Source organism: Leisingera sp. ABD4_442 (assembly GCF_056160905.1).
In genome coordinates this window covers 22,234-39,674 of sequence record NZ_JBSWYB010000020.1, presented here as the reverse complement: position 1 = coordinate 39,674, position 17,441 = coordinate 22,234, and the positions used below count along the sequence as shown (strand labels likewise).

Sequence of the window (17,441 nt, the reverse complement as noted above, 5' to 3'; positions counted from 1 at the left end):
ACAGGACATGACAGGCGTATTGCCCAGCCAAACCATTGAAAAGATGCTGGAACGCGGGGAAATCACCGTCAGCACGCCGCTGGTGGCGGGCCAGGTGCAGCCCGCCAGCCTCGACCTGCGCTTAGGCAATACCGCCTACCGGGTGCGCGCCTCATTTCTGGCCGGCCAGGGCCGCAGCGTTTCCGACCGGCTGACCGAATTTGAGATGCACCGGATCGACCTGAGCGATGGCGCCGTGCTGGAAAAGGGCTGCGTCTATGTGGTGCCGCTGATGGAGGGGCTGGCGCTGCCGCAGGCCGTGTCCGCTGTCGCCAATGCCAAAAGCTCCACTGGGCGGCTGGACCTTCTGACCCGCACCATCACCGACGGCGGCGAGGAATTCGACCGCATCAAGCCCGGCTACACCGGCCCGCTTTATGCAGAGATCTGCCCGCGCTCCTTCTCGGTTCTTGTACGCCCCGGGATGCGCCTGAACCAGATCCGCTTCCGCTCCGGCCAGGCGGTATTGTCGGATGCGGAACTGAAGATGCTGCACGCTGGCACCCCGCTGGTCGATGGCGAGGCGGTGATCGAGGATGGGCTGGGCTTCTCTGTTGATCTGAAACTGCCGGGCACCGACCTCGTCGGCTACCGCGCCAAGCCGCACACTGGTGTGATCGACCTGGACCGGATCGGCGAATACGATCCGCAGGAATACTGGGAGGAAGTGCGCACCAAGGACGGCCGCATCATCCTGGACCCCGGCGCGTTCTATATCCTGGTGAGCCGCGAGGCGGTGCATATCCCGCCCGCCTTTGCCGCCGAGATGGCGCCTTATCTGGCGATGGTCGGCGAATTCCGGGTGCATTACGCGGGTTTCTTCGATCCCGGTTTCGGCCACGACGCCGCCGGCGGCAGCGGCTCGCGCGGGGTGCTGGAGGTGCGCTGCCACGAGGCGCCGTTTGTGCTGGAGCATGGCCAGGTTGTGGGCCGGCTGGTCTATGAGAAAATGGCCGAGGTGCCGGAGCAGCTCTATGGCGCGGGGATTGCGTCGAACTACCAGGGTCAGGGGCTGAAACTGTCGAAGCATTTCAAGTCGCCTGCCTGATCACGGTGAGGGGAGCGCCCGAGCCTCGGGGCAGGTGCTGAAAGCGCCTCCCCGTGGGGGAGGGCCGGGCGGTCTATTTCACCGGCCCGCCGTCTGCCAGCTCCTCTGTCGTTCCCGCCTGCACCGGCCGGTCCAGATGCGTGGACAGCACCGTATAGGTGCGGGTGGCTCGCACGCAGCCGACCTCATAGATCCGCGCCAGGAGCCCCTCCAGCGCCTTGGGAGAGGCGACGCGGACCTTGAGGATCAGGTTGGTGTCCCCGGCCGAGCTGTGCACCTCCTCCAGTTCCGGCATTACCTGCAGCGCCAGCAGATCGGTGGTCACGCCCCAGCCCTCGGTATCCACATGGATGAAGGCCAGCAGCGGCTTGCCCACCGCAGCGCCGTCGAGCCGTGCAATGGTCGCCTCGATCGCACCAGAGGCCCGCAGCCGCTTGACCCGTTCATGCACCGCAGGCGCAGACAGGCCGACTTCCTGCCCGATTGCCGCGTAAGAGAGCGTCGCATCCCGGCTCAGCGCGCCTAATATTCTTCGGTCCAATGCGTCCGGAACCCGGGTGGTCCCGCTAGTCCTCCGAACCTCATCTGTTTTTTCCTTGGCCATTTCTGCTTGCCCTTCACAGAACCAAATTCAGCACATAGCACAGTTACCTGAACGTTCTTCGAGGTAAACCCATGCGAACCCCGATTCTGATCCTGATGAGCGCCATTGGCGTGATTGGCGCGAACTCGCTGCTGCTGTCGCCGGTGGTGACGGCTGTCAGCCAGACCCTGAATGCCACCACAGCTGAGGTGATGCGGGCCGCCAGCGCCTATGGGCTCGGTGTTGCGGCGGCGGCGCTGCTGCTGGCGCCATTGGGGGACCGGATCGGTGCCGGGCGGGTGATGCGGGCGGCGCTCCTGCTGCTGGGGGCCGGGCTGGGGGCAAGCGCCGCGGCACCGGGTGCCGGGTGGCTGATGGCAGCCCAAGCTGTCTGCGGGCTGGCCGCAGGGGCGGCCCTGCCCTCGATCTACACGCTGGCGATGGTGATTGCACCCAAGGGGCGCGAGGCGCGGGTGCTCGGTTATGTGCTGGCAGGCTGGACGGTGTCGATGGTGCTGGGCGTCAGCGTCAGCGCCTGGGCCACCGACCTGGCCGGATGGCGCGCGGTCTATGGCACGCTGGCAGGTGTTGCGCTGCTGTTGTGGGCTGCCTCCGCTACCCTGCGCGCCGCAGGCAGCCCCAGCGGCCAGGCGACCTCACCGCTGACGGCCCTGCAGGTGCCGGGGATCGCGCGCGGCCTCTTGGCAACCGCGCTGCTCATGCTGGGGTTCTACGGCAGCTATTTCTTCACCGGCGCCCATATCACCCAGGCGCTAGGTCTCAGCACCACCCAGGCGGGCCTGCTGCCGCTGTTCTATGGCGTCGGCTTCGGGTTTGCGGTGCTGCTGGATCCACTGCTGGACCGGCTGGGGCTGGCCCGCGCCACCGCGCCTGTGCTGCTGGTGATTGCCGCCAGTTACCTGCTGATGATGGCCGTGGCGCCGCATTACCTGGGGCTGCTGGGCGCAGCCCTGGTGTGGGGCGTGTTCCAGCATCTTGGCCTGAACCTGCTGGTGGCGCGGCTCACCGTGCTGGACCCGTCCCAGCGCGGCGCCATCATGGGGCTTTACAGCACCGTCACCTATATCTGCGTCTTTGCGGCCCCCTTTGCCGGTGGGCTGCTCTATGGCCATTGGGGGCTTGCCGGCTGCCTGGCGCTGTCTGCGCTCTTGGCGCTCAGCGGCGCGGCAGAGGCCCTGGGGCTGCGCCGCAAACGGCTCAGCCCTGACGGCGCCCCGGCTTGACCGGAGGGATGCGCGAGCGTCCCGCCTGCTGCACAGGCGGACGCCCCTGCCCCTTGCTGCGCTTGGCAACTGCGTTGATGCCCGCATTCACGCCGGCATTGACCGCACGGCTGACCAGCCGTCGCAGCACCATATTGATGATCCAGTTGATGTTCATCGTCTCAGCCCCAATTCCTGCCTGGCCGTTATTCTAACGGCAGAATAAGACAATTCCGGGGCATAGGGGATGCCGGCAGCCGGAAACCTGCGAACACATTTCCGTAAGCTGCCGCCTGGCTGGCACCCCGTCACTCCTCGAACAGTTCCGCCTGTTCTTCCGGCTCGTCGTCCTCGTCGCCGCCCTGGCCCATCGGCAAGGCCCCTGGCGGTGGGCGGTTTTCCAGCAGGCCCGCGGCGCGCAGCTCCTTGAGGCCCGGCAGATCGCGGGCGCTTTCCAGCCCGAAATGATCCAGGAAATCCGGCGTCACCACGAATGTGACCGGCCGGCCCGGCGTCATCCGGCGGCGGCCCAGGCGGATCCAGTCCATCTCCATCAGCTGGTCGATGGTGCCGCGCGACACCGAGACGCCGCGGATTTCCTCGATCTCCGCCCGTGTCACCGGCTGGTGATAGGCAACGATGGCCAGGGTTTCGATCGCCGCACGGCTCAGCTTGCGCAGCTCGGTGGTTTCCTTCTGCATCAGGAAGCCCAGGTCAGGCGCGGTGCGGATCGCCCAGGCATCGCCCAGACGCACCACCCGCACGCCGCGCCCCTCGTAGCGCTTGCGCAGATGCTCCAACGCCTCGCGCGGATTGCAGCCGGGCGGCAGGCGCCCCTCCAGGTCGCGCAGGGTGACCGGCTCGGCACTGGCGAACAGCACCGCCTCCACCATGCGCTCCTGTTCCGCCATGGGCGGTGCGTCAAACAGGGTGTCGTTTTCGGTCCGGCCCGAAGCGCTGGGGCCGTCCATGATCTGATCTTCCATCAATGGTCCTCGTCGAGGCTGCGCAGCTGGATCGGCGCAAATGTTTCGCTCTGGCGCAGTTCGGCCTTGCCTTCCTTGACCAGCTGCAGCGAGGCGGCAAAGGTCGCCGCAGTGGCCGAGCGCCGCTTGACCGGATCGCTGTGCCAGCCGTCCGGCAAATAGCTGATCAGATCGGTCCAGTCGCCAGTAAAGCCCAACAGGTGCCGCATCCGGTCCAGCGCCTCCTCCATGGTGAAGACCGAGTCGCGGTCCATCACGAAGGGGCGGAAATCCTCCTTGGTGCGGATACGGGCATAGGCCTGCATCAGATCCAGCAGGTTGGCGGTATAGGTGACGGTCTTGATCCGGGCGACGGTTTCCACCTCGCCGCGGGCAAAGAAGTCGCGGCCCAGCCGGTCGCGCGCCATCAGCCGGGCCGAGGCATCGCGCATCGCCTGCAAACGCTCCAGCTGGAACGCCAGGTGGGCGGCCAGTTCCTCGCCCGACGGCCCCTCTTCTTCCGGATCAGGGGGCAGCAGCAGGCGGGACTTCAGGAAGGCCAGCCAGGCCGCCATCACCAGATAGTCGGCGGCCAGCTCAATGCGCAGCTCCTTGGCCTTTTCGACAAAGGCCAAGTACTGCTTGGCCAGCTCCAGAACAGAGATCCGGCGCAGGTCGACTTTCTGCGTGCGCGACAGCGTCAGCAGCAGGTCAAGCGGGCCTTCGAACCCGTCCACATCCACGATCAGGGCCTCGGCTGCCAGCCGGTCCTCTACGCTTGTATCGCTTTGTGAAAAGAGTGTCTGCTCAGCCATAAACCTGCCCGCCCATGAGGGCGGCAAGTTCTCTTTCAGCGCTCATAATGTCAAGGGGAACAGGCGCGCGGCGGGCCGCCAGCGCGGCCTCTGCGCGGGTCTGCGCCGCCTCTGTCATGGCGCCTGCTGCATCCGCCACCGCAATACGCTCCGCCAGCGAGGCATTGCACAGAAGCACCACGTCGCAGCCTGCCTCGATCGAGGCGCGGGCATTATCTGCCAGCGATCCCTGCAGCGCCTTCATCGAGATATCGTCGGTCATGATCAGCCCGTCAAAGCCGATGCGCTCGCGGATCAGCCGCATCATCACCGGCGAGGTGGTGGCCGGGCGGTCGTCATAAGCGTCATAAACCAGATGCGCGGTCATCCCCAGCGGCAGATCGCTCAGCGCGGCAAAAGCTGCAAAATCGCTTGTCTCCAGCTGCTCCGGGTGGCTGCCCACATGCGGCAGATCCAAATGGCTGTCAGCAGTCGCACGGCCATGGCCTGGGATATGCTTCAGCACCGGCAGCACGCCGCCGTCCAGATGCGCCGTCGCCACCGCCCGGGCAATGCGGGCGACGGTGCCGGCGCTGGTGCCATAGCAGCGGTTCTTGAGGAACTCATGGGTTGCGGCGCTGGCGACATCGGCAATCGGGGCGCAGTTGCTGTCGATGCCCAGGGTGTGCAGCTCATGGGCAATCAGCCGGTAGCGCAGGTACATCGCCCGGACCGCATCTTCGCCCGCCATCAGCACATGCTCCAGCGGCGGACGCCAGTTGCGCGCCAGCGGTTTGCGCAGCCGCTGCACCCGGCCGCCTTCCTGGTCAATAGTGATCGGGCAATTGCGGCCCACCGCCTCGCGGAAGTCATCGCACAGGGCCTGGATCTGCTCGACGTCCTCCAGGTTGCGGGCAAACAGAATAAACCCAAACGGATCGGCCTCCCGGAAGAATGCCTTTTCATCTGCGGTCAGCCGCAGGCCTTCAGCATCGAGAATGGTGGCTCCGTAGGTCATGATTGCCCTCTGGTGTTCGCGCTCCCCTTTGAATGCCCCGGCCAGGGCAGCGCCCCGCCGGCGGGCAGAGGCACAGCGCCCGCCCAGGGGACGGACAGGCGCTGCCCGGTAAGGCACCCGGGCAGAGGTTCAGTTTGCAGCCTTGACTGTTACCGTGTGGTTACCGGAATGCAGTCCGCATTGCCAGCCACCAGCGCCGAACAGAACCGGCGGGCGTCCGACAGCCCGTCAAACCCCATGGCCCGCAAGCGGTAGAAGGTGCGGCCGCCGCTTTCGGCGCGCTGGATCACGCGCTGCTTGGAGCCCAGATACTCCGGGAAGCGGGCGCTGATCCGGTCCCATTCGGCCCGCGCGACCTCGGGGCTTTCATAGGCGCCAAGCTGTGCCAGGCGGGTGCCAGCCGCCAGGGTGGCCGGGTCCACATCCACGGGTGCGCTCCGCGCTGCCGGTGCGGCTGCGGCCGGAGCCGGGCTGAAACGTGCGGGCCGGGCCGAGGGCCGCAGCGAGACCTTGACGCCAGGCGCGGCCAGCAGCGCGGGCGCCGCGGCGGCTGCAACAGCAGGCTGCAGCGGCTCCGGCTGCACAATCGCCGGGGCCGGGGCGGATGCGGGCACTGCCGCAGACAGGGTTTCCGACTCGCGGGCCAGTTCCGCCACCAGCGCGTCAATATCTCCGTTCTGGAAGGAAGCCACGGCCTCCGCGCTGACACCGGCCTCTGTGCCTGCCGCGGTGCCCGCCCCTGCGCCCGGCGCCGCCGGGGCGTCAGGCTCTGCCGGGGCCGCAGGCAGCGCCGCAGTCCGCGAAGGTACCGGCGCAGCCTCTGCTGCCAGTTCCGGCAGCGGCTTGTCATCTTCGGTCAGTTCGATTGCGGCAGGCGCCAGGGTCAGCCGGTCGGCGGGCGCCTCGGCGCTGCCGCTGGCGGCCACTGCGTTCACCGCCAGCCCCTGGTGGTCGGCCTGAGACCCGCCCGGGTTGGCAGGCTGCTCGCGCATCGGCCCTTCGGCAGCGCGCACCACCGGCACGCCGCTGACATCGCGCATCACCAGCTTGTAGCCCCAGACGCCAACACCCGCGACCAGCGCGATGGAGGCCACCGCGCCCAGGATGCTCAGGCTTTTGGAGAATCGCGCCCGCAATCCCGCAGGCGCAGCAAAGGCAGCATAGCCGTCCTGCGCCTCATACCCCTGCCCCTCCGGCTGGTAGCCATAGGCGGGATCTGCATAGCCGTAATCCGGCTCTGCTCCCGGGCCGGAATAATACTGACCGGAATACTGCTGTCCGTAGGTGGTACCGGCAGCGCTGCCCTGATCCTGAGCATCGCCCTGTGTATAGGCGTGGCCCTGGCCCGCCTGCGCAAAATACGCCATCTTCCGCCTCACTGCCCGGTTTGGCAGCGCGTTTCCTGCGCTGCGCACCAAGTCTCTTGAACTGCCTCAGTCCGGCGGAATGCGCGATTTATTGCGTCGGGGCGCAGGCGCCCCTTTTGGTTATCGCATCTCTTCTGCCGGTTTCACGCCAAGAATACCAAGACCAGCGGAAATGACAACGGAAACGGCCCGCGCCAGTGCCAAATTCGCATGTGTTGCCGATTGGCTGCTCTCGTTAACAAATCGTAAACCTTCATTCGATTTGCCGAGGTGGTACAGCCCGTGCAGCTCGGAGGCGAGGTCGTAAAGGTAGAAGGCAACCCGGTGCGGCTCATGGGTGCGGGCGGCGATTTCCACCTGGCGCGGCCATTCGGCCAGCTTCTTGGCCACTGCCAGCTGCGCCGGATCGGCAATCAGGCTGAGGTCGGCAGCGTTCAGTGTGGCATCATCCGCGGCAATGCCCTGCTCACCCGCTTTGCGCAGGGTCGAGCAGATCCGCGCATTGGCGTATTGCACATAAAAGACCGGGTTGTCCTTGGACTGCTCCAGCGCCTTGTCGAGGTCGAAGTCGAATCCCTGATCGTTCTTGCGGGTCAGCAGCATGAAGCGGGTGACATCCGCCCCCACCGCATCGACCACATCGCGCAGGGTGACAAAGGTCCCTGCCCGCTTGGACATCTTGAACTCCTGGCCGTCCTTGAACAGCTTGACCAGCTGGCACAGCTTGATGTCCAGCGGCACCTTGCCGTCCGACAGTGCCGAAACGGCGGCCTTCATCCGCTTGACATAGCCGCCGTGGTCGGCGCCGAAGATGTCGATCAGCTCGTCAAAGCCGCGCTCCACCTTGTCGTAGTGATAGGCGATATCCGGCGCAAAATAGGTCCAGGAGCCATCGGATTTCTTCACCGCCCGGTCGACGTCGTCGCCGTGATCGGTGGATTTGAACAGGGTCTGCTCGCGCGGCTCCCAATCGTCGGGCTTCTTGCCCTTCGGCGGCTCCAGCACGCCTTGGTAGATCAGCCCCTTGGCTTCCAGGCTGGCCAGCGCCGCCTCGATCTTGCCGGTGCCATAAAGCGATTTCTCGGAATAGAACTTGTCCATCTTGATGCCCAGCTGGGCCAGGTCCGCGCGGATCAGCTCCATCATCGCATCGGTGGAAAACACCCGCACATCCGCCAGCCAGACATCCTCGGGCTGGTTCAGGTAAGCGTCGCCCACTTTGTCTTTCAGCGCCTGGCCCACAGGGACCAGGTAATCGCCCGGATAGGTGCCATCGGCAAAGGCGATCTCCTGCCCGTGCGCCTCCAGGTAGCGCAGGTAGACCGAGCGCGCCAGCACATCGACCTGGCCGCCGCCGTCGTTGATGTAGTATTCACGGGTGACGTCATAGCCGGCATAGGCCAGGAGCGACGCCAGTGCATCGCCAAAGACCGCGCCGCGGGTGTGGCCCACATGCAGCGGGCCGGTCGGGTTGGCGGAGACATATTCCACGTTCACCCGCTTGCCCTCACCCATGGCGGAGCGGCCGAAATCCGTGCCTGCGTCCAGGACCGATTTCAGAACCCCCTGCCAGATGCCAGGCGCCAGGCGCAGGTTCAAAAAGCCGGGGCCTGCAACCTCGGCGCTGGTGATCCGCTCATCCGCGGCCAGCTTGGCTGCCAGCGCCTCGGCAATGTCGCGCGGCTTCATCTTTGCGGGCTTGGCCAGCACCATCGCCGCATTGGTCGCCATGTCGCCATGGGCGGCATCACGCGGCGGCTCCACCGCCACATTGGCAAAATCGAGCCCCTCGGGCAGCGCACCTTCGCCGGTCATGGCGGTCAGGCTGTCAATCACAAGCGTGCGGATATCGGTAAAGAGGTTCATATCTGGCGTCCCATATGTTCAGCCCTGCGGATACCGGGGGCCAGAGGCAGGGTCAACAGGATTGCAGGGGCAGCCCGGACCCTCAGGCGGGCGGCACCGGAAAATTTGAATTTTCCGGCCAATTTTCTTCCTCAAGAAAATTGCGCCGCTGATGCGGCGCCACTCCCGCAGCCCAGCCTCACAGAACCGCGGTGCGGTCTTCCAGGATCTTGCCCCAGGTGAAAATCTCGTAAGAGCGGAAGGCAGGCACGTAAAACGGATCGCCATGGATCAGGTGCTCGACCTCGATCCGGTCCTCCGCTTCGACAATCCACAAGGCACCGCAGAAATCGCCATCCGTGTCCGGCTTCAGCCCGCCGCCGATGCGCAGTTCCGGGTGATCCTCGACATAGGCCACATGGGCGTCGCGCCGGGCCTTGTCGGCGCGGATATCCATCATCGCCGGCGCATCGCGGAACAGCACCGCCCAGCGGGTCAGTTCGGGCGCGGATTTGCGGGCTTCACGGGCGGCGGTCATGAAAACATCCCCTGGATGGCTGAGGCGGTGCCCCATTCGGTGATCTTGTAGCTGCGCAAGGAGGCAACGTAATAAGGGTCCTGCTGGATCAGCCGCTCCACATCCTGGCGGGTTTCGGCCTCAACGTTCCAGATTGCCCCCGGGAAATCCTGCATCGGCCGCATCGCCAGCGCGCCGCCGATCTGCAGCTCAGGCCGTGCGCGCACAAAGGCGATATGCGCCTCGCGCCGCTTCTTGTCGCCGCGTACCCGGTCCATTTCGGGCTTGTCCGTGAATGTGACGGTCCAGCGTGCCATGGCTTTCCCCTCGTTATGCCTCCCCTCGCGGATAGCGCCGATGCCCCGCGGCATCATAGGGCCAGATCATAACACGGCTTACGGCCAAATTGGGAAACCGCATGGCACGCATGGCGGGCAGCCCGCCCCGCCCTGCGCTGCCATGCCTAGACCGGATGCCCCTGCGACTGCTTTGCCCCGTCGCAGATTTCATACCAGCCAGGCTTTTCGCCCACGAACTCATGAAAGCTGTTTGCCACCTCCAGCACCCCGTCCAGCGCATTTGCAGCAATCGGGAAGCTTTCCTCCTCCGACAGGATTTCGCCCAGCGAGCTGCCACAGATCCGGCAGAAACAGCGGCCGTATTTATAGGGCGGCGCGGGCTGATACAGCGCCACCTCCTCCTTACCCGCCACCCAGCGCAGGTCGGCCTTCTTCACAAAGACGATAGTGCTGGCCCCGGCCTTGCGGCAGCGCGCGCAATGGCACGTGCCCATCAATGCCGGCTGCGCCAGCAATTCAAACTTCACCGCGCCGCAACAGCAGCTTCCCCCGATCATTCCGGCACTCCTTCTGTTTAATTGAATTTGAATAGAACATTAAGGGAACGTTGGCAGCAGAACAAGCCGCCGAAGGGCGTTGCGGAATGGCCCGCCGCAGCGCACGCCCCGCTTTCCCGGCCTTAACCGGACTATGCGATTATCAATTCCGCTGCAGCACATCGCGCGGGTCTGGCACCCCGCGCAAACAGGAGACCAGGACCCCCAAGACCACCTCCACAAAAGGTGCAGGGGCGTCAAATGGTTGAAGCTTTTAACCGGACCCGGGACGCGCTGGCGTTCCGGCCCTATCCTCCGCCCCCGTTGGCGGCGCCGCCATCTCTATCACGACCACCCGAAAGGCACGCAGACGAGAAAACAGCAGACCAGACTGAAAACCGGAAGCCCTCAGACCTCGACCTTCACCCCGATCAGCCGCTCATGCAGCTGCAGGGCAAAGCGGTCGGTCATGCCGGCGATATAGTCCGACACGATCCGCGCCAGCGCGGTGCGGTCCGTTGCGGCTGCGATCTCGGCGTGCCAGCGCTCCGGCATGTCCTGCGGGTTGTCCAGGAAATAGGGAAACAGCGCCTCGACCACCTTGGCGACCTTGGCGCGCTTCTCCATCACCGAGGGCGCCCGGTACATGCGGGTGAAGAGGAAGGCGCGGATCTCCTTCAGCCCCTCCCAGATCTGCGGCGAGAACTGCACCACCGGGTGATCCAGCGCCCGCACCTCCTCGACGCTTTGCACGCCAGTGTCCGCCAGAAGGCCGCGGGCAGTGGCAATCACATCCCCCACCATCACCCCGAAGAAGCGGCGCAGCGCCTCATGCCGGCGGCGGTTCGGGTCGAGGCCCGGGTACAACCGGTCCACCTCGCCATAGGCCTGATCCAGCAGCGGCAGCCGCGCCAGATCGTCATCGGTGAACAGCCCGGCCCGCAGCGCATCATGCAGATCGTGGTTATTATAGGCGATGTCATCCGACAGCGCCGCGACCTGCGCCTCGGCGCTGGCGTGGGTGTGCAGTTCCAGGTCGATGGCGGCATTGCATTCCGCCAGCGCCCAGGGCAGCCCCCCCACAACCGGGCCATTGTGTTTGGCAATCGCTTCAAGGGTTTCCCAGGTCAGGTTCAAGCCGTCAAACTCGGCGTAGTGGCGCTCCAGGCAGGTCACGATGCGGATCGCCTGGGCATTGTGGTCAAAGCCGCCGTAGGGCGCCATCATTGCGTGCAGCGCATCCTCGCCGGTGTGGCCAAAGGGTGTGTGGCCCAGATCATGCGCCAGCGCCACCGCCTCAGTCAGTTCCTGGTTCAGCCCCAGCGCGCCTGCAATGGTGCGGCCCACCTGCCCCACCTCGATCGAATGGGTCAGCCGGGTGCGGTAATTGTCGCCCTCATGCTCCACAAACACCTGGGTCTTGTGCTTCAGCCGCCGGAAGGCGCTGGCGTGGATGATCCGGTCGCGGTCGCGCTGGTAGGGCGAGCGGAAAGAACTTTCTTCTTCCGGCACCTGCCGCCCGCGGCTGCGGTCCGGCATCGTGGCATAAGGCGCATGCATATGAAATCTTTTCCCTTACAAATCTTGCCGCCTGAATTGCACCTTTCTATATAAAGCTTTGCGCTGCAACCTACGCCCGTGGAGAAACGCCATGCAATTGCCCCCCAAAGTCACCGACCGCGCCTTTGCCCGGCTGGCCGAGATCGGCGCCGCGGGTCAGGGCCAGGCGCTTCGCATCGCGGTTGAGGGCGGCGGCTGCTCCGGCTTCCAGTACGAGATCGCGCTGGATGAAGCCAAGGACGACGATCTGGTGCTTGAAGGCCAGGGCGAGAAGGTGGTGGTGGACAGCGTCTCGCTGCCGTTCCTGGAAAACGCGGTGATTGATTTCACCGAGGAGCTGATCGGCGCGCGCTTCACCATCGAAAACCCCAACGCCACGTCCAGCTGCGGCTGCGGCACCTCGTTCTCGATCTGACCCACCGTTTTCCTGCAAGGAAAACGGCCCGGAAAACACGTGTTTTTCCGGGCCGGAATTATCGCCTAATTCCGGCGCCCCTTACGGGGCGCAGCGCCGGGTATCGGCGCTACGGATCGGTTTGCAGCCGCCGGGTGCTGCGCAGGCGCGGCATTGCCGGAGCAAACTGATCCCAGACCAGATACAGTCCTGAGGCAATCACAATGGCGCCGCCGATGTAGGTAGAGGCAGGCGGGAACTCGCCAAAGAACACCGCACCGATCACCGCCATCCAGATGAACTGCAGGTTCATCAGCGGCGTCACCGCATAGGATGCCAGCAGCCGCAGCGCCACCACCAAGAGCCAGCGCGCGCCAAACAGGAGGAACGCATAAGCCGCTGCCCAGCCCACGTCTGCCACGGGCATCGGCACCCAGACAAAGGGAAGCGCCACCAGCATCGCGCCGCACAGCGTCAGGTTCGGGTAAAACACCTGGGCCAGGGAATTGCTTTCATGACGGCCGATAAACCGCGCCATGGTCATGGAAAACGTGCCCGAGACCACGGCTGCAAAGGCCACCAGATGCCCCGCAGAGGAATGGCTGCCGTCACCGCCATGGGGCAGCAGGAACAGCACCCCGGCAAAGCCCGCCAGCAGCGCAATCCAGGCCGCCGGGCGCACCGGCTCCTTGAGCAGCAGACCGGACATCGCACCTGCCAGCAGCGGCATCAGCCCGATGAACACAAACACTTCGGCAAAGGGCAGCAGCCGGAAGGCATAAAAGAAACAGACTGCAGCAATCAGCGTCGCCCCGGACCGCAGCGCCATCGCCCGCGGGCAGCAGGTGCGGAAGCCGCCGCGCACGGACGGCAGCCGGTCCGCCAGCAGACAGAATCCCGCTACCATGGCCCCCGAGAGCGCATAAAGCTGCGCCGCCGCATATTGGCCCGCCAGCAGTTTGGTGATCCCGTCAGCCGAAGCGATCAGCCCGGTATAGGCAACCACCAGCAGCGCGCCCGCCAGGGCCTGTTTACGCAGGCTGGCCATCACACAGCCCCCGCCCGGCCGGCCCGGGCAAACCCTTCGAAAAACCTGGCAAATCCTGCGCAGCTGCGCTCTGCCGCGGCAAGGATGCTGTGCTCCTCCTCGCTCAGCAGGACCTCTGCGTGCGACTTGACCGCGTTCCAGCTGGAGCGCGCGCATCCGGCGTCAAATACAGCTTCAGACAGGCGTCGCAAAATACCTCCTCCCTGCAAGGCCGGCACATGCATGCCCCCCAAGGGAACCGGCTGCCGGAAGGCCTTGCGCCCGGACAGCAGCATGAGCCAGTTGACCACAAAATACTCGTGATACGCATCATGAAGTCCATCAAATTCTACCTTGACGGGCATATAGGCGGAAACGCGCCGATCCAGCCAGGCCTCCCACTCCGCCGGCGGCTGCTGCCCCGCATAGCGCAAGGCGATGCAAATCTCCGCCAGCAAGTCCGCATTCTGATCCAGAAAGGCCACCAGCCCGGCAAACTCCAGGCTGGTCACCGCCGCCTTTGGAAGCAGCGGGTCCCGGCGTCCGTATTCAGACAGGTAGAAGACGATATGCGTCAGCTCATAGGCGGCTTTTTTGTTCGGAATGGCGAAGGTTTGCGAGCGTGAGATGAAGCTGCGCAGCCGGTCGTCCAGCCCGTCGTCACGCAAGGTTGCCCCGCGCCGGTCCAGCAGGCGGCGGGCCTCGGCGCGCTGCAGGTCCGACAGCTCAGCCTCCGCCAGCCCTTGGGCTGCCACCCATTCGGCGATTTGCGCGCCTGTCTGGCCAGGCAGCCCCAGATCCTCCAGATCCAGGCAGATCGACAGGATGAAACGGTAATACTGGCGGAAAAAACTGATGTGCCGTGCCGCGCCATCGTAAAACGGTTGCAAGGGCTGCAAGGCCGCCGCGGCAACGCCGGCTCCGGTGCATTCCAGGATATTCAGCAGCTCTGCATTCTCCTTGAGCCAGAACACGTCCTCTTGCGGGCGCCGGTGCAAGGCAAAACCGGCAATCAGCGCCTGTTGCGCACAGGCCCGGGACTGGCGGGCGGCGGGCGGGAAGAAGGGCAGGATCTGGGCCATGGGAACCTCGTTCAGATAACAGCGGCGCGGCGGCAGCCCGCAGCGCGCGCCGCCAGGGATCGGGCCGGCTGCTGCGCCGGCCCTTGCATCATCAGCTGCCCGAGGAAAACAGCCGGGTCCCCTCCCCGCTGCTGCTGTGCGCCCGGGCTTGCGGGGCGGAACCGGAGGAGTAGAGATGCGTCCCCTCTCCCGCGCCGGTTTCCGCCGCAGCGGCAGGCGCCGATCCGGAGGAGAACATGTCTGTCAGATCCCCACGCGCAGCTTCAGATTGTTCGCAGGGAGCAGACCCGGAGGAAAACAGCTGCACCAGATCCCCAGCTGCCGTCCCGCCCCGCGATGCCGGCGCTGAGCCGGAGGAGAACATTTCAACCAGGTCCCCCGCCGCGGTCTCACCACGGGCCGCTGGGGCGGATCCGCTTGAAAAAAGGCCGGTTTCGCCGCCAGCCCAGCGTTCAGCCGCTTGCGGCATCGACCCGGAGGAAAACAGCGAAACGCCTTCGCCCGCTGACAGATCCGCGGTGCAGGACGGTGCCGAGCCTGAGGAGAACATCTCAGTTGCATCGCCTGCGAACAGGCTGGCGCCTGCTGCCGGGCGGGTTGCGTGGAAGGTCTGGATTTTACGCTGAGCAGTCATTTTGGAACCCCATTCGTTTGAGACAAAAGGTTCCTCGACGCTGGCACGGGCATCGCGCAGCGCAAACAGAAAATGCAATTTCACATTGTATTTTTTATTCACCCAACATTAACTTCAACCCGCTATTTTTTGGGCAATTTAATTTATTTCAATCCATCCACAGCTTATCAACAGCGTTATTCACACGCATATTATTGCAAAATAAAACAAATCAACCCTGGGTTTATTTTTCAATTCCGCAAAGCTGACCGTTTCGGAGCCCCGGAAGTGATTCGCGAATCCCGGGCCGGGCTTGCCCCCGGCGGCTGATTCAGCGATAGATCAGCCTCGAATAAAGCAATCTGTGCCGGAGGCAAGCCATGAAAATCGCCACATTCAATATCAATGGCATCAAGGCCCGGGCGCAGGCGCTGCCGGACTGGCTGGATGAGGCGCAGCCCGACGTCGCGCTGCTGCAGGAAATCAAATCGGTGGACGAGGCGTTCCCGCGCGAGATCTTCGAGGAACGCGGCTATAACGTCGAAACCCACGGCCAGAAAAGCTTTAACGGTGTGGCGATCCTGTCCAAGCTGCCGCTGGAGGATGTGCGCCGCGGGCTGCCGGGTGACGATAGCGATGAACAGGCGCGCTGGATCGAGGCCACGGTTGTGGGCAAGCAGGCAATCCGGATCTGCGGCCTTTACCTGCCCAATGGCAACCCGGTGGAGCTGGAGGCGGATGGCAGCCCGGTGGCGGGCGGCAAATACGCCTATAAGCTCGCGTGGATGGAACGGCTGAAGGCCCGTGCCGAGGCTCTGATGGCAGACGAGATGCCCGCGCTGATGGCCGGCGACTACAATATCATCCCGCAGGCCGAGGACGCCAAGCGCCCGGAAGCCTGGACCAAGGACGCGCTGCACCGCCCGGAAAGCCGCGCGGCGTTCCAGCGGATCGTCAACCTGGGCTTTACCGAGGCGTTCCGGGCCCGCCATCAGGGGCCGGGGCATTATTCCTTCTGGGATTACCAGGCCGGCGCCTGGAACCGCGACGACGGCATCCGCATCGACCATTTCCTGCTGACGCCGCAGGCCGCCGACCTGCTGCTGGACTGCCAGATCGACAAGGATGTGCGCGGCCGCGAGAAGCCCTCCGACCATGTGCCGGTCTGGGTCGAGCTGGACATCTGAACGCTGCCCGCGCCGCGCGACGGCGCGGCGCCCGGCCCAACGTTTTCCGGGCCATCTCCGATGAACCGGAAAGGGGCGGGAGGCTCCTGCCCTGCCCCCGTCTCAGGCGGTGACGTCGTGGCGGTAGATCCAGTCGAACTGGCTGACCATACGGTCCGGGGCAAAGCGGCCGCCCAGTTTCAGCACCTGATGCGCAGGCCAGCTGAGCGGCGCGCGCAGGTGATATTTCCAGGCGTTGTTGCTGGCCGCCTGCACCACCTTCTCTGCCCGCTCCCGGCGGCGTTCCTGATACACCGCCAGACCGGAGCTCAGCCCCGCGGCCTCCTGCAGGGAGCGCGCCAGCACCCAGGCATCCTCCAGCGCCAGATTGGCGCCCTGAGCCATGAAGGGCAGCGTCGGATGGGCAGCGTCACCCAGAATGGCCGTGTTTTCGCCATGCCAGCGGTCCGCCACCGGATGCCGGAACAGCCCCCACAGCAGCACATCCTCCACCGCCTCCAGGAGCGCTGAAGCGGCGCCGCCGAAACCTGAGAAGGCCGCGCGCAGATTGGCCGGATCGTCCTTGAAGTGCCAGCCCTCCTCCGCCCAGGCACGGCGCTCCTGCACCGCAACCAGGTTCATCAGGCTGCCATCGCGCAAGGGGTAGGCGACCAGATGCCGCCCCGGCCCCATGAACACCTGCGCCTCCGGCGGCAGGTTCAGGTGATTGGGCACCGTGGCGCGCCAGGCAACCTGGCCGGTAAAAAAGGGTTTACGTTCGCCGTTCAAAGCCACCCGGGTCCTGGAATGCAGCCCATCGGCCCCCACCACCAGATCGCCGCCGCATTGGGCGCCATTGCTGAGGTGGATGACCGGTTGCGGCCCCGGCTCCACCCGCTCTGCCTTTTGCAGCAGCCGCACCTGCACGCCTTCGCGGCGGGCAGCACCGGCCAGGATGTCAATGAGGTCGGAACGGTGCACAAAGTAATAGGGCAGACCGGCGGCGTACTGATCGAGATCCAGCCGCAGCACCTCTTTGCCGCGGCGGTGGCCGCGCAGCACCACCGCGCGCGCCCGCTGCGAGCACCAGGCCAGATCATCGGCCAGTCCCAGCGCCTTCAGCACCTGAACGCCATTGGGGGTAATCTGCAGCCCCGCGCCCACTTCCGAGATCGCCTCGGCCTGTTCCAGAACGGTGACGGATGCCCCAAAGCGGCGCAGCGACAGCGCGGCGGCCAGGCCGCCGATGCCGGCGCCGATGATGTTTATTTTCAGGCCTTTGAGGTCCATGGGCTTCCCGCAGTTTCTCCGCCCGCCCCCAATGGAACAAAAAACGCCGGAGCAAAAGGCCCCGGCGTTGATGTT

At 65.2% G+C, this 17,441-nt stretch carries 19 protein-coding genes; 4 read left to right on the top strand and 15 right to left on the bottom strand.

Annotated features, from left to right (window positions below):
- Nucleotides 1-7: 7 nt before the first annotated feature.
- On the top strand, nt 8-1,087 hold the full coding sequence (locus tag ACXAHG_RS14985) for a 2'-deoxycytidine 5'-triphosphate deaminase (RefSeq protein WP_475043711.1): 1,080 nt from the start codon (nt 8-10) through the stop codon (nt 1,085-1,087).
- Between the two features lie 73 nt (nt 1,088-1,160).
- On the opposite strand, the gene ACXAHG_RS14980 is transcribed toward ACXAHG_RS14985, so the two are convergent.
- A complete protein-coding gene (locus tag ACXAHG_RS14980; RefSeq protein ID WP_475058534.1) occupies nt 1,161-1,691 on the bottom strand; it encodes an Lrp/AsnC family transcriptional regulator in 531 nt (176 codons plus the stop codon).
- Nucleotides 1,692-1,762: 71 nt separating this feature from the next.
- Here ACXAHG_RS14980 and ACXAHG_RS14975 point away from each other — a divergent pair, with 71 nt between their 5' ends.
- Nucleotides 1,763-2,914 carry an MFS transporter gene (locus ACXAHG_RS14975; RefSeq protein WP_475058531.1) on the top strand — a complete coding sequence of 384 codons (1,152 nt, stop codon included), beginning with the start codon at nt 1,763-1,765 and terminating at the stop codon, nt 2,912-2,914.
- Here ACXAHG_RS14975 and ACXAHG_RS14970 read toward each other — a convergent pair.
- The 10 genes from ACXAHG_RS14970 to ACXAHG_RS14925 all read right to left on the bottom strand — a co-directional run bounded on the left by ACXAHG_RS14970 (nt 2,889) and on the right by ACXAHG_RS14925 (nt 11,794).
- Nucleotides 2,889-3,071 (bottom strand): hypothetical protein, encoded by a 183-nt coding sequence (locus ACXAHG_RS14970; protein WP_475043716.1) that lies wholly within the window; start codon nt 3,069-3,071, stop codon nt 2,889-2,891. The genes ACXAHG_RS14975 and ACXAHG_RS14970 overlap by 26 nt on opposite strands.
- A 130-nt stretch (nt 3,072-3,201) precedes the next feature.
- Nucleotides 3,202-3,879: an SMC-Scp complex subunit ScpB gene (gene scpB / locus ACXAHG_RS14965; protein WP_475043717.1), complete on the bottom strand. Its 678-nt coding sequence runs from the start codon at nt 3,877-3,879 to the stop codon at nt 3,202-3,204.
- Complete coding sequence (locus tag ACXAHG_RS14960) at nt 3,879-4,673, bottom strand: segregation and condensation protein A (RefSeq protein WP_475043718.1); 795 nt, start codon at nt 4,671-4,673, stop codon at nt 3,879-3,881. Before ACXAHG_RS14960 ends, scpB begins: the two co-directional genes overlap by 1 nt.
- Nucleotides 4,666-5,670, bottom strand: coding sequence for a beta-N-acetylhexosaminidase (gene nagZ / locus ACXAHG_RS14955; RefSeq protein ID WP_475043719.1), 1,005 nt, complete (start codon nt 5,668-5,670; stop codon nt 4,666-4,668). Before nagZ ends, ACXAHG_RS14960 begins: the two co-directional genes overlap by 8 nt.
- Before the next feature lie 149 nt (nt 5,671-5,819).
- Nucleotides 5,820-7,037 carry an SPOR domain-containing protein gene (locus ACXAHG_RS14950; RefSeq protein ID WP_475058529.1) on the bottom strand — a complete coding sequence of 406 codons (1,218 nt, stop codon included), beginning with the start codon at nt 7,035-7,037 and terminating at the stop codon, nt 5,820-5,822.
- A gap of 120 nt (nt 7,038-7,157) precedes the next feature.
- A complete protein-coding gene (gene argS, locus ACXAHG_RS14945) occupies nt 7,158-8,903 on the bottom strand; it encodes an arginine--tRNA ligase (RefSeq protein ID WP_475058527.1) in 1,746 nt (581 codons plus the stop codon).
- Nucleotides 8,904-9,081: 178 nt separating this feature from the next.
- Nucleotides 9,082-9,420 (bottom strand): YciI family protein, encoded by a 339-nt coding sequence (locus tag ACXAHG_RS14940; protein ID WP_475058524.1) that lies wholly within the window; start codon nt 9,418-9,420, stop codon nt 9,082-9,084.
- Nucleotides 9,417-9,716 carry a YciI family protein gene (locus ACXAHG_RS14935; RefSeq protein WP_475058522.1) on the bottom strand — a complete coding sequence of 100 codons (300 nt, stop codon included), beginning with the start codon at nt 9,714-9,716 and terminating at the stop codon, nt 9,417-9,419. Before ACXAHG_RS14935 ends, ACXAHG_RS14940 begins: the two co-directional genes overlap by 4 nt.
- A 146-nt stretch (nt 9,717-9,862) precedes the next feature.
- Nucleotides 9,863-10,255, bottom strand: coding sequence for a GFA family protein (locus ACXAHG_RS14930; protein ID WP_475058519.1), 393 nt, complete (start codon nt 10,253-10,255; stop codon nt 9,863-9,865).
- A 387-nt stretch (nt 10,256-10,642) separates the two neighbouring features.
- Nucleotides 10,643-11,794: a deoxyguanosinetriphosphate triphosphohydrolase gene (locus ACXAHG_RS14925; protein WP_475058516.1), complete on the bottom strand. Its 1,152-nt coding sequence runs from the start codon at nt 11,792-11,794 to the stop codon at nt 10,643-10,645.
- 91 nt (nt 11,795-11,885) lie between these two features.
- Here ACXAHG_RS14925 and ACXAHG_RS14920 point away from each other — a divergent pair, with 91 nt between their 5' ends.
- A complete protein-coding gene (locus ACXAHG_RS14920) occupies nt 11,886-12,209 on the top strand; it encodes a HesB/IscA family protein (RefSeq protein ID WP_475043730.1) in 324 nt (107 codons plus the stop codon).
- 109 nt (nt 12,210-12,318) lie between these two features.
- Here ACXAHG_RS14920 and ACXAHG_RS14915 read toward each other — a convergent pair whose 3' ends face one another.
- From ACXAHG_RS14915 to ACXAHG_RS14905, 3 genes are all read right to left on the bottom strand, one after another.
- Entirely contained in the window at nt 12,319-13,236 is a 918-nt protein-coding gene (locus ACXAHG_RS14915) for a DMT family transporter (RefSeq protein WP_475058513.1), read from the bottom strand.
- Nucleotides 13,236-14,297 carry a DUF6902 family protein gene (locus tag ACXAHG_RS14910; protein ID WP_475058510.1) on the bottom strand — a complete coding sequence of 354 codons (1,062 nt, stop codon included), beginning with the start codon at nt 14,295-14,297 and terminating at the stop codon, nt 13,236-13,238. Before ACXAHG_RS14910 ends, ACXAHG_RS14915 begins: the two co-directional genes overlap by 1 nt.
- A 91-nt stretch (nt 14,298-14,388) precedes the next feature.
- On the bottom strand, nt 14,389-15,033 hold the full coding sequence (locus tag ACXAHG_RS14905; RefSeq protein WP_475058508.1) for a hypothetical protein: 645 nt from the start codon (nt 15,031-15,033) through the stop codon (nt 14,389-14,391).
- 257 nt (nt 15,034-15,290) lie between these two features.
- On the opposite strand from ACXAHG_RS14905, the gene xth reads away from it, so the two are divergent.
- On the top strand, nt 15,291-16,097 hold the full coding sequence (xth, locus tag ACXAHG_RS14900; protein WP_475043735.1) for an exodeoxyribonuclease III: 807 nt from the start codon (nt 15,291-15,293) through the stop codon (nt 16,095-16,097).
- 102 nt (nt 16,098-16,199) lie between these two features.
- Here xth and ACXAHG_RS14895 read toward each other — a convergent pair whose 3' ends face one another.
- The gene (locus ACXAHG_RS14895; protein ID WP_475058506.1) at nt 16,200-17,366 is read right to left on the bottom strand and encodes an FAD-dependent monooxygenase; all 1,167 of its coding nucleotides are present in this window, start codon (nt 17,364-17,366) and stop codon (nt 16,200-16,202) included.
- Between the last annotated feature and the right edge of the window lie 75 nt (nt 17,367-17,441).

Bases quoted from the DNA above. Each gene is read 5' to 3' on its own strand.
- ACXAHG_RS14930 (WP_475058519.1), bottom strand. From the start codon at position 10,255: ATGATCGGGGGAAGCTGCTGTTGCGGCGCGGTGAAGTTTGAATTGCTG.
- ACXAHG_RS14940 (WP_475058524.1), bottom strand. From the start codon at position 9,420: ATGACCGCCGCCCGTGAAGCCCGCAAATCCGCGCCCGAACTGACCCGC.
- ACXAHG_RS14935 (WP_475058522.1), bottom strand. From the start codon at position 9,716: ATGGCACGCTGGACCGTCACATTCACGGACAAGCCCGAAATGGACCGG.
- ACXAHG_RS14920 (WP_475043730.1), top strand. From the start codon at position 11,886: ATGCAATTGCCCCCCAAAGTCACCGACCGCGCCTTTGCCCGGCTGGCC.
- ACXAHG_RS14950 (WP_475058529.1), bottom strand. From the start codon at position 7,037: ATGGCGTATTTTGCGCAGGCGGGCCAGGGCCACGCCTATACACAGGGC.
- ACXAHG_RS14975 (WP_475058531.1), top strand. From the start codon at position 1,763: ATGCGAACCCCGATTCTGATCCTGATGAGCGCCATTGGCGTGATTGGC.
- ACXAHG_RS14985 (WP_475043711.1), top strand. From the start codon at position 8: ATGACAGGCGTATTGCCCAGCCAAACCATTGAAAAGATGCTGGAACGC.
- ACXAHG_RS14960 (WP_475043718.1), bottom strand. From the start codon at position 4,673: ATGGCTGAGCAGACACTCTTTTCACAAAGCGATACAAGCGTAGAGGAC.
- nagZ (WP_475043719.1), bottom strand. From the start codon at position 5,670: ATGACCTACGGAGCCACCATTCTCGATGCTGAAGGCCTGCGGCTGACC.
- ACXAHG_RS14915 (WP_475058513.1), bottom strand. From the start codon at position 13,236: ATGGCCAGCCTGCGTAAACAGGCCCTGGCGGGCGCGCTGCTGGTGGTT.
- ACXAHG_RS14970 (WP_475043716.1), bottom strand. From the start codon at position 3,071: ATGAACATCAACTGGATCATCAATATGGTGCTGCGACGGCTGGTCAGC.
- argS (WP_475058527.1), bottom strand. From the start codon at position 8,903: ATGAACCTCTTTACCGATATCCGCACGCTTGTGATTGACAGCCTGACC.
- xth (WP_475043735.1), top strand. From the start codon at position 15,291: ATGAAAATCGCCACATTCAATATCAATGGCATCAAGGCCCGGGCGCAG.
- scpB (WP_475043717.1), bottom strand. From the start codon at position 3,879: ATGGAAGATCAGATCATGGACGGCCCCAGCGCTTCGGGCCGGACCGAA.
- ACXAHG_RS14910 (WP_475058510.1), bottom strand. From the start codon at position 14,297: ATGGCCCAGATCCTGCCCTTCTTCCCGCCCGCCGCCCGCCAGTCCCGG.
- ACXAHG_RS14980 (WP_475058534.1), bottom strand. From the start codon at position 1,691: ATGGCCAAGGAAAAAACAGATGAGGTTCGGAGGACTAGCGGGACCACC.
- ACXAHG_RS14895 (WP_475058506.1), bottom strand. From the start codon at position 17,366: ATGGACCTCAAAGGCCTGAAAATAAACATCATCGGCGCCGGCATCGGC.
- ACXAHG_RS14925 (WP_475058516.1), bottom strand. From the start codon at position 11,794: ATGCATGCGCCTTATGCCACGATGCCGGACCGCAGCCGCGGGCGGCAG.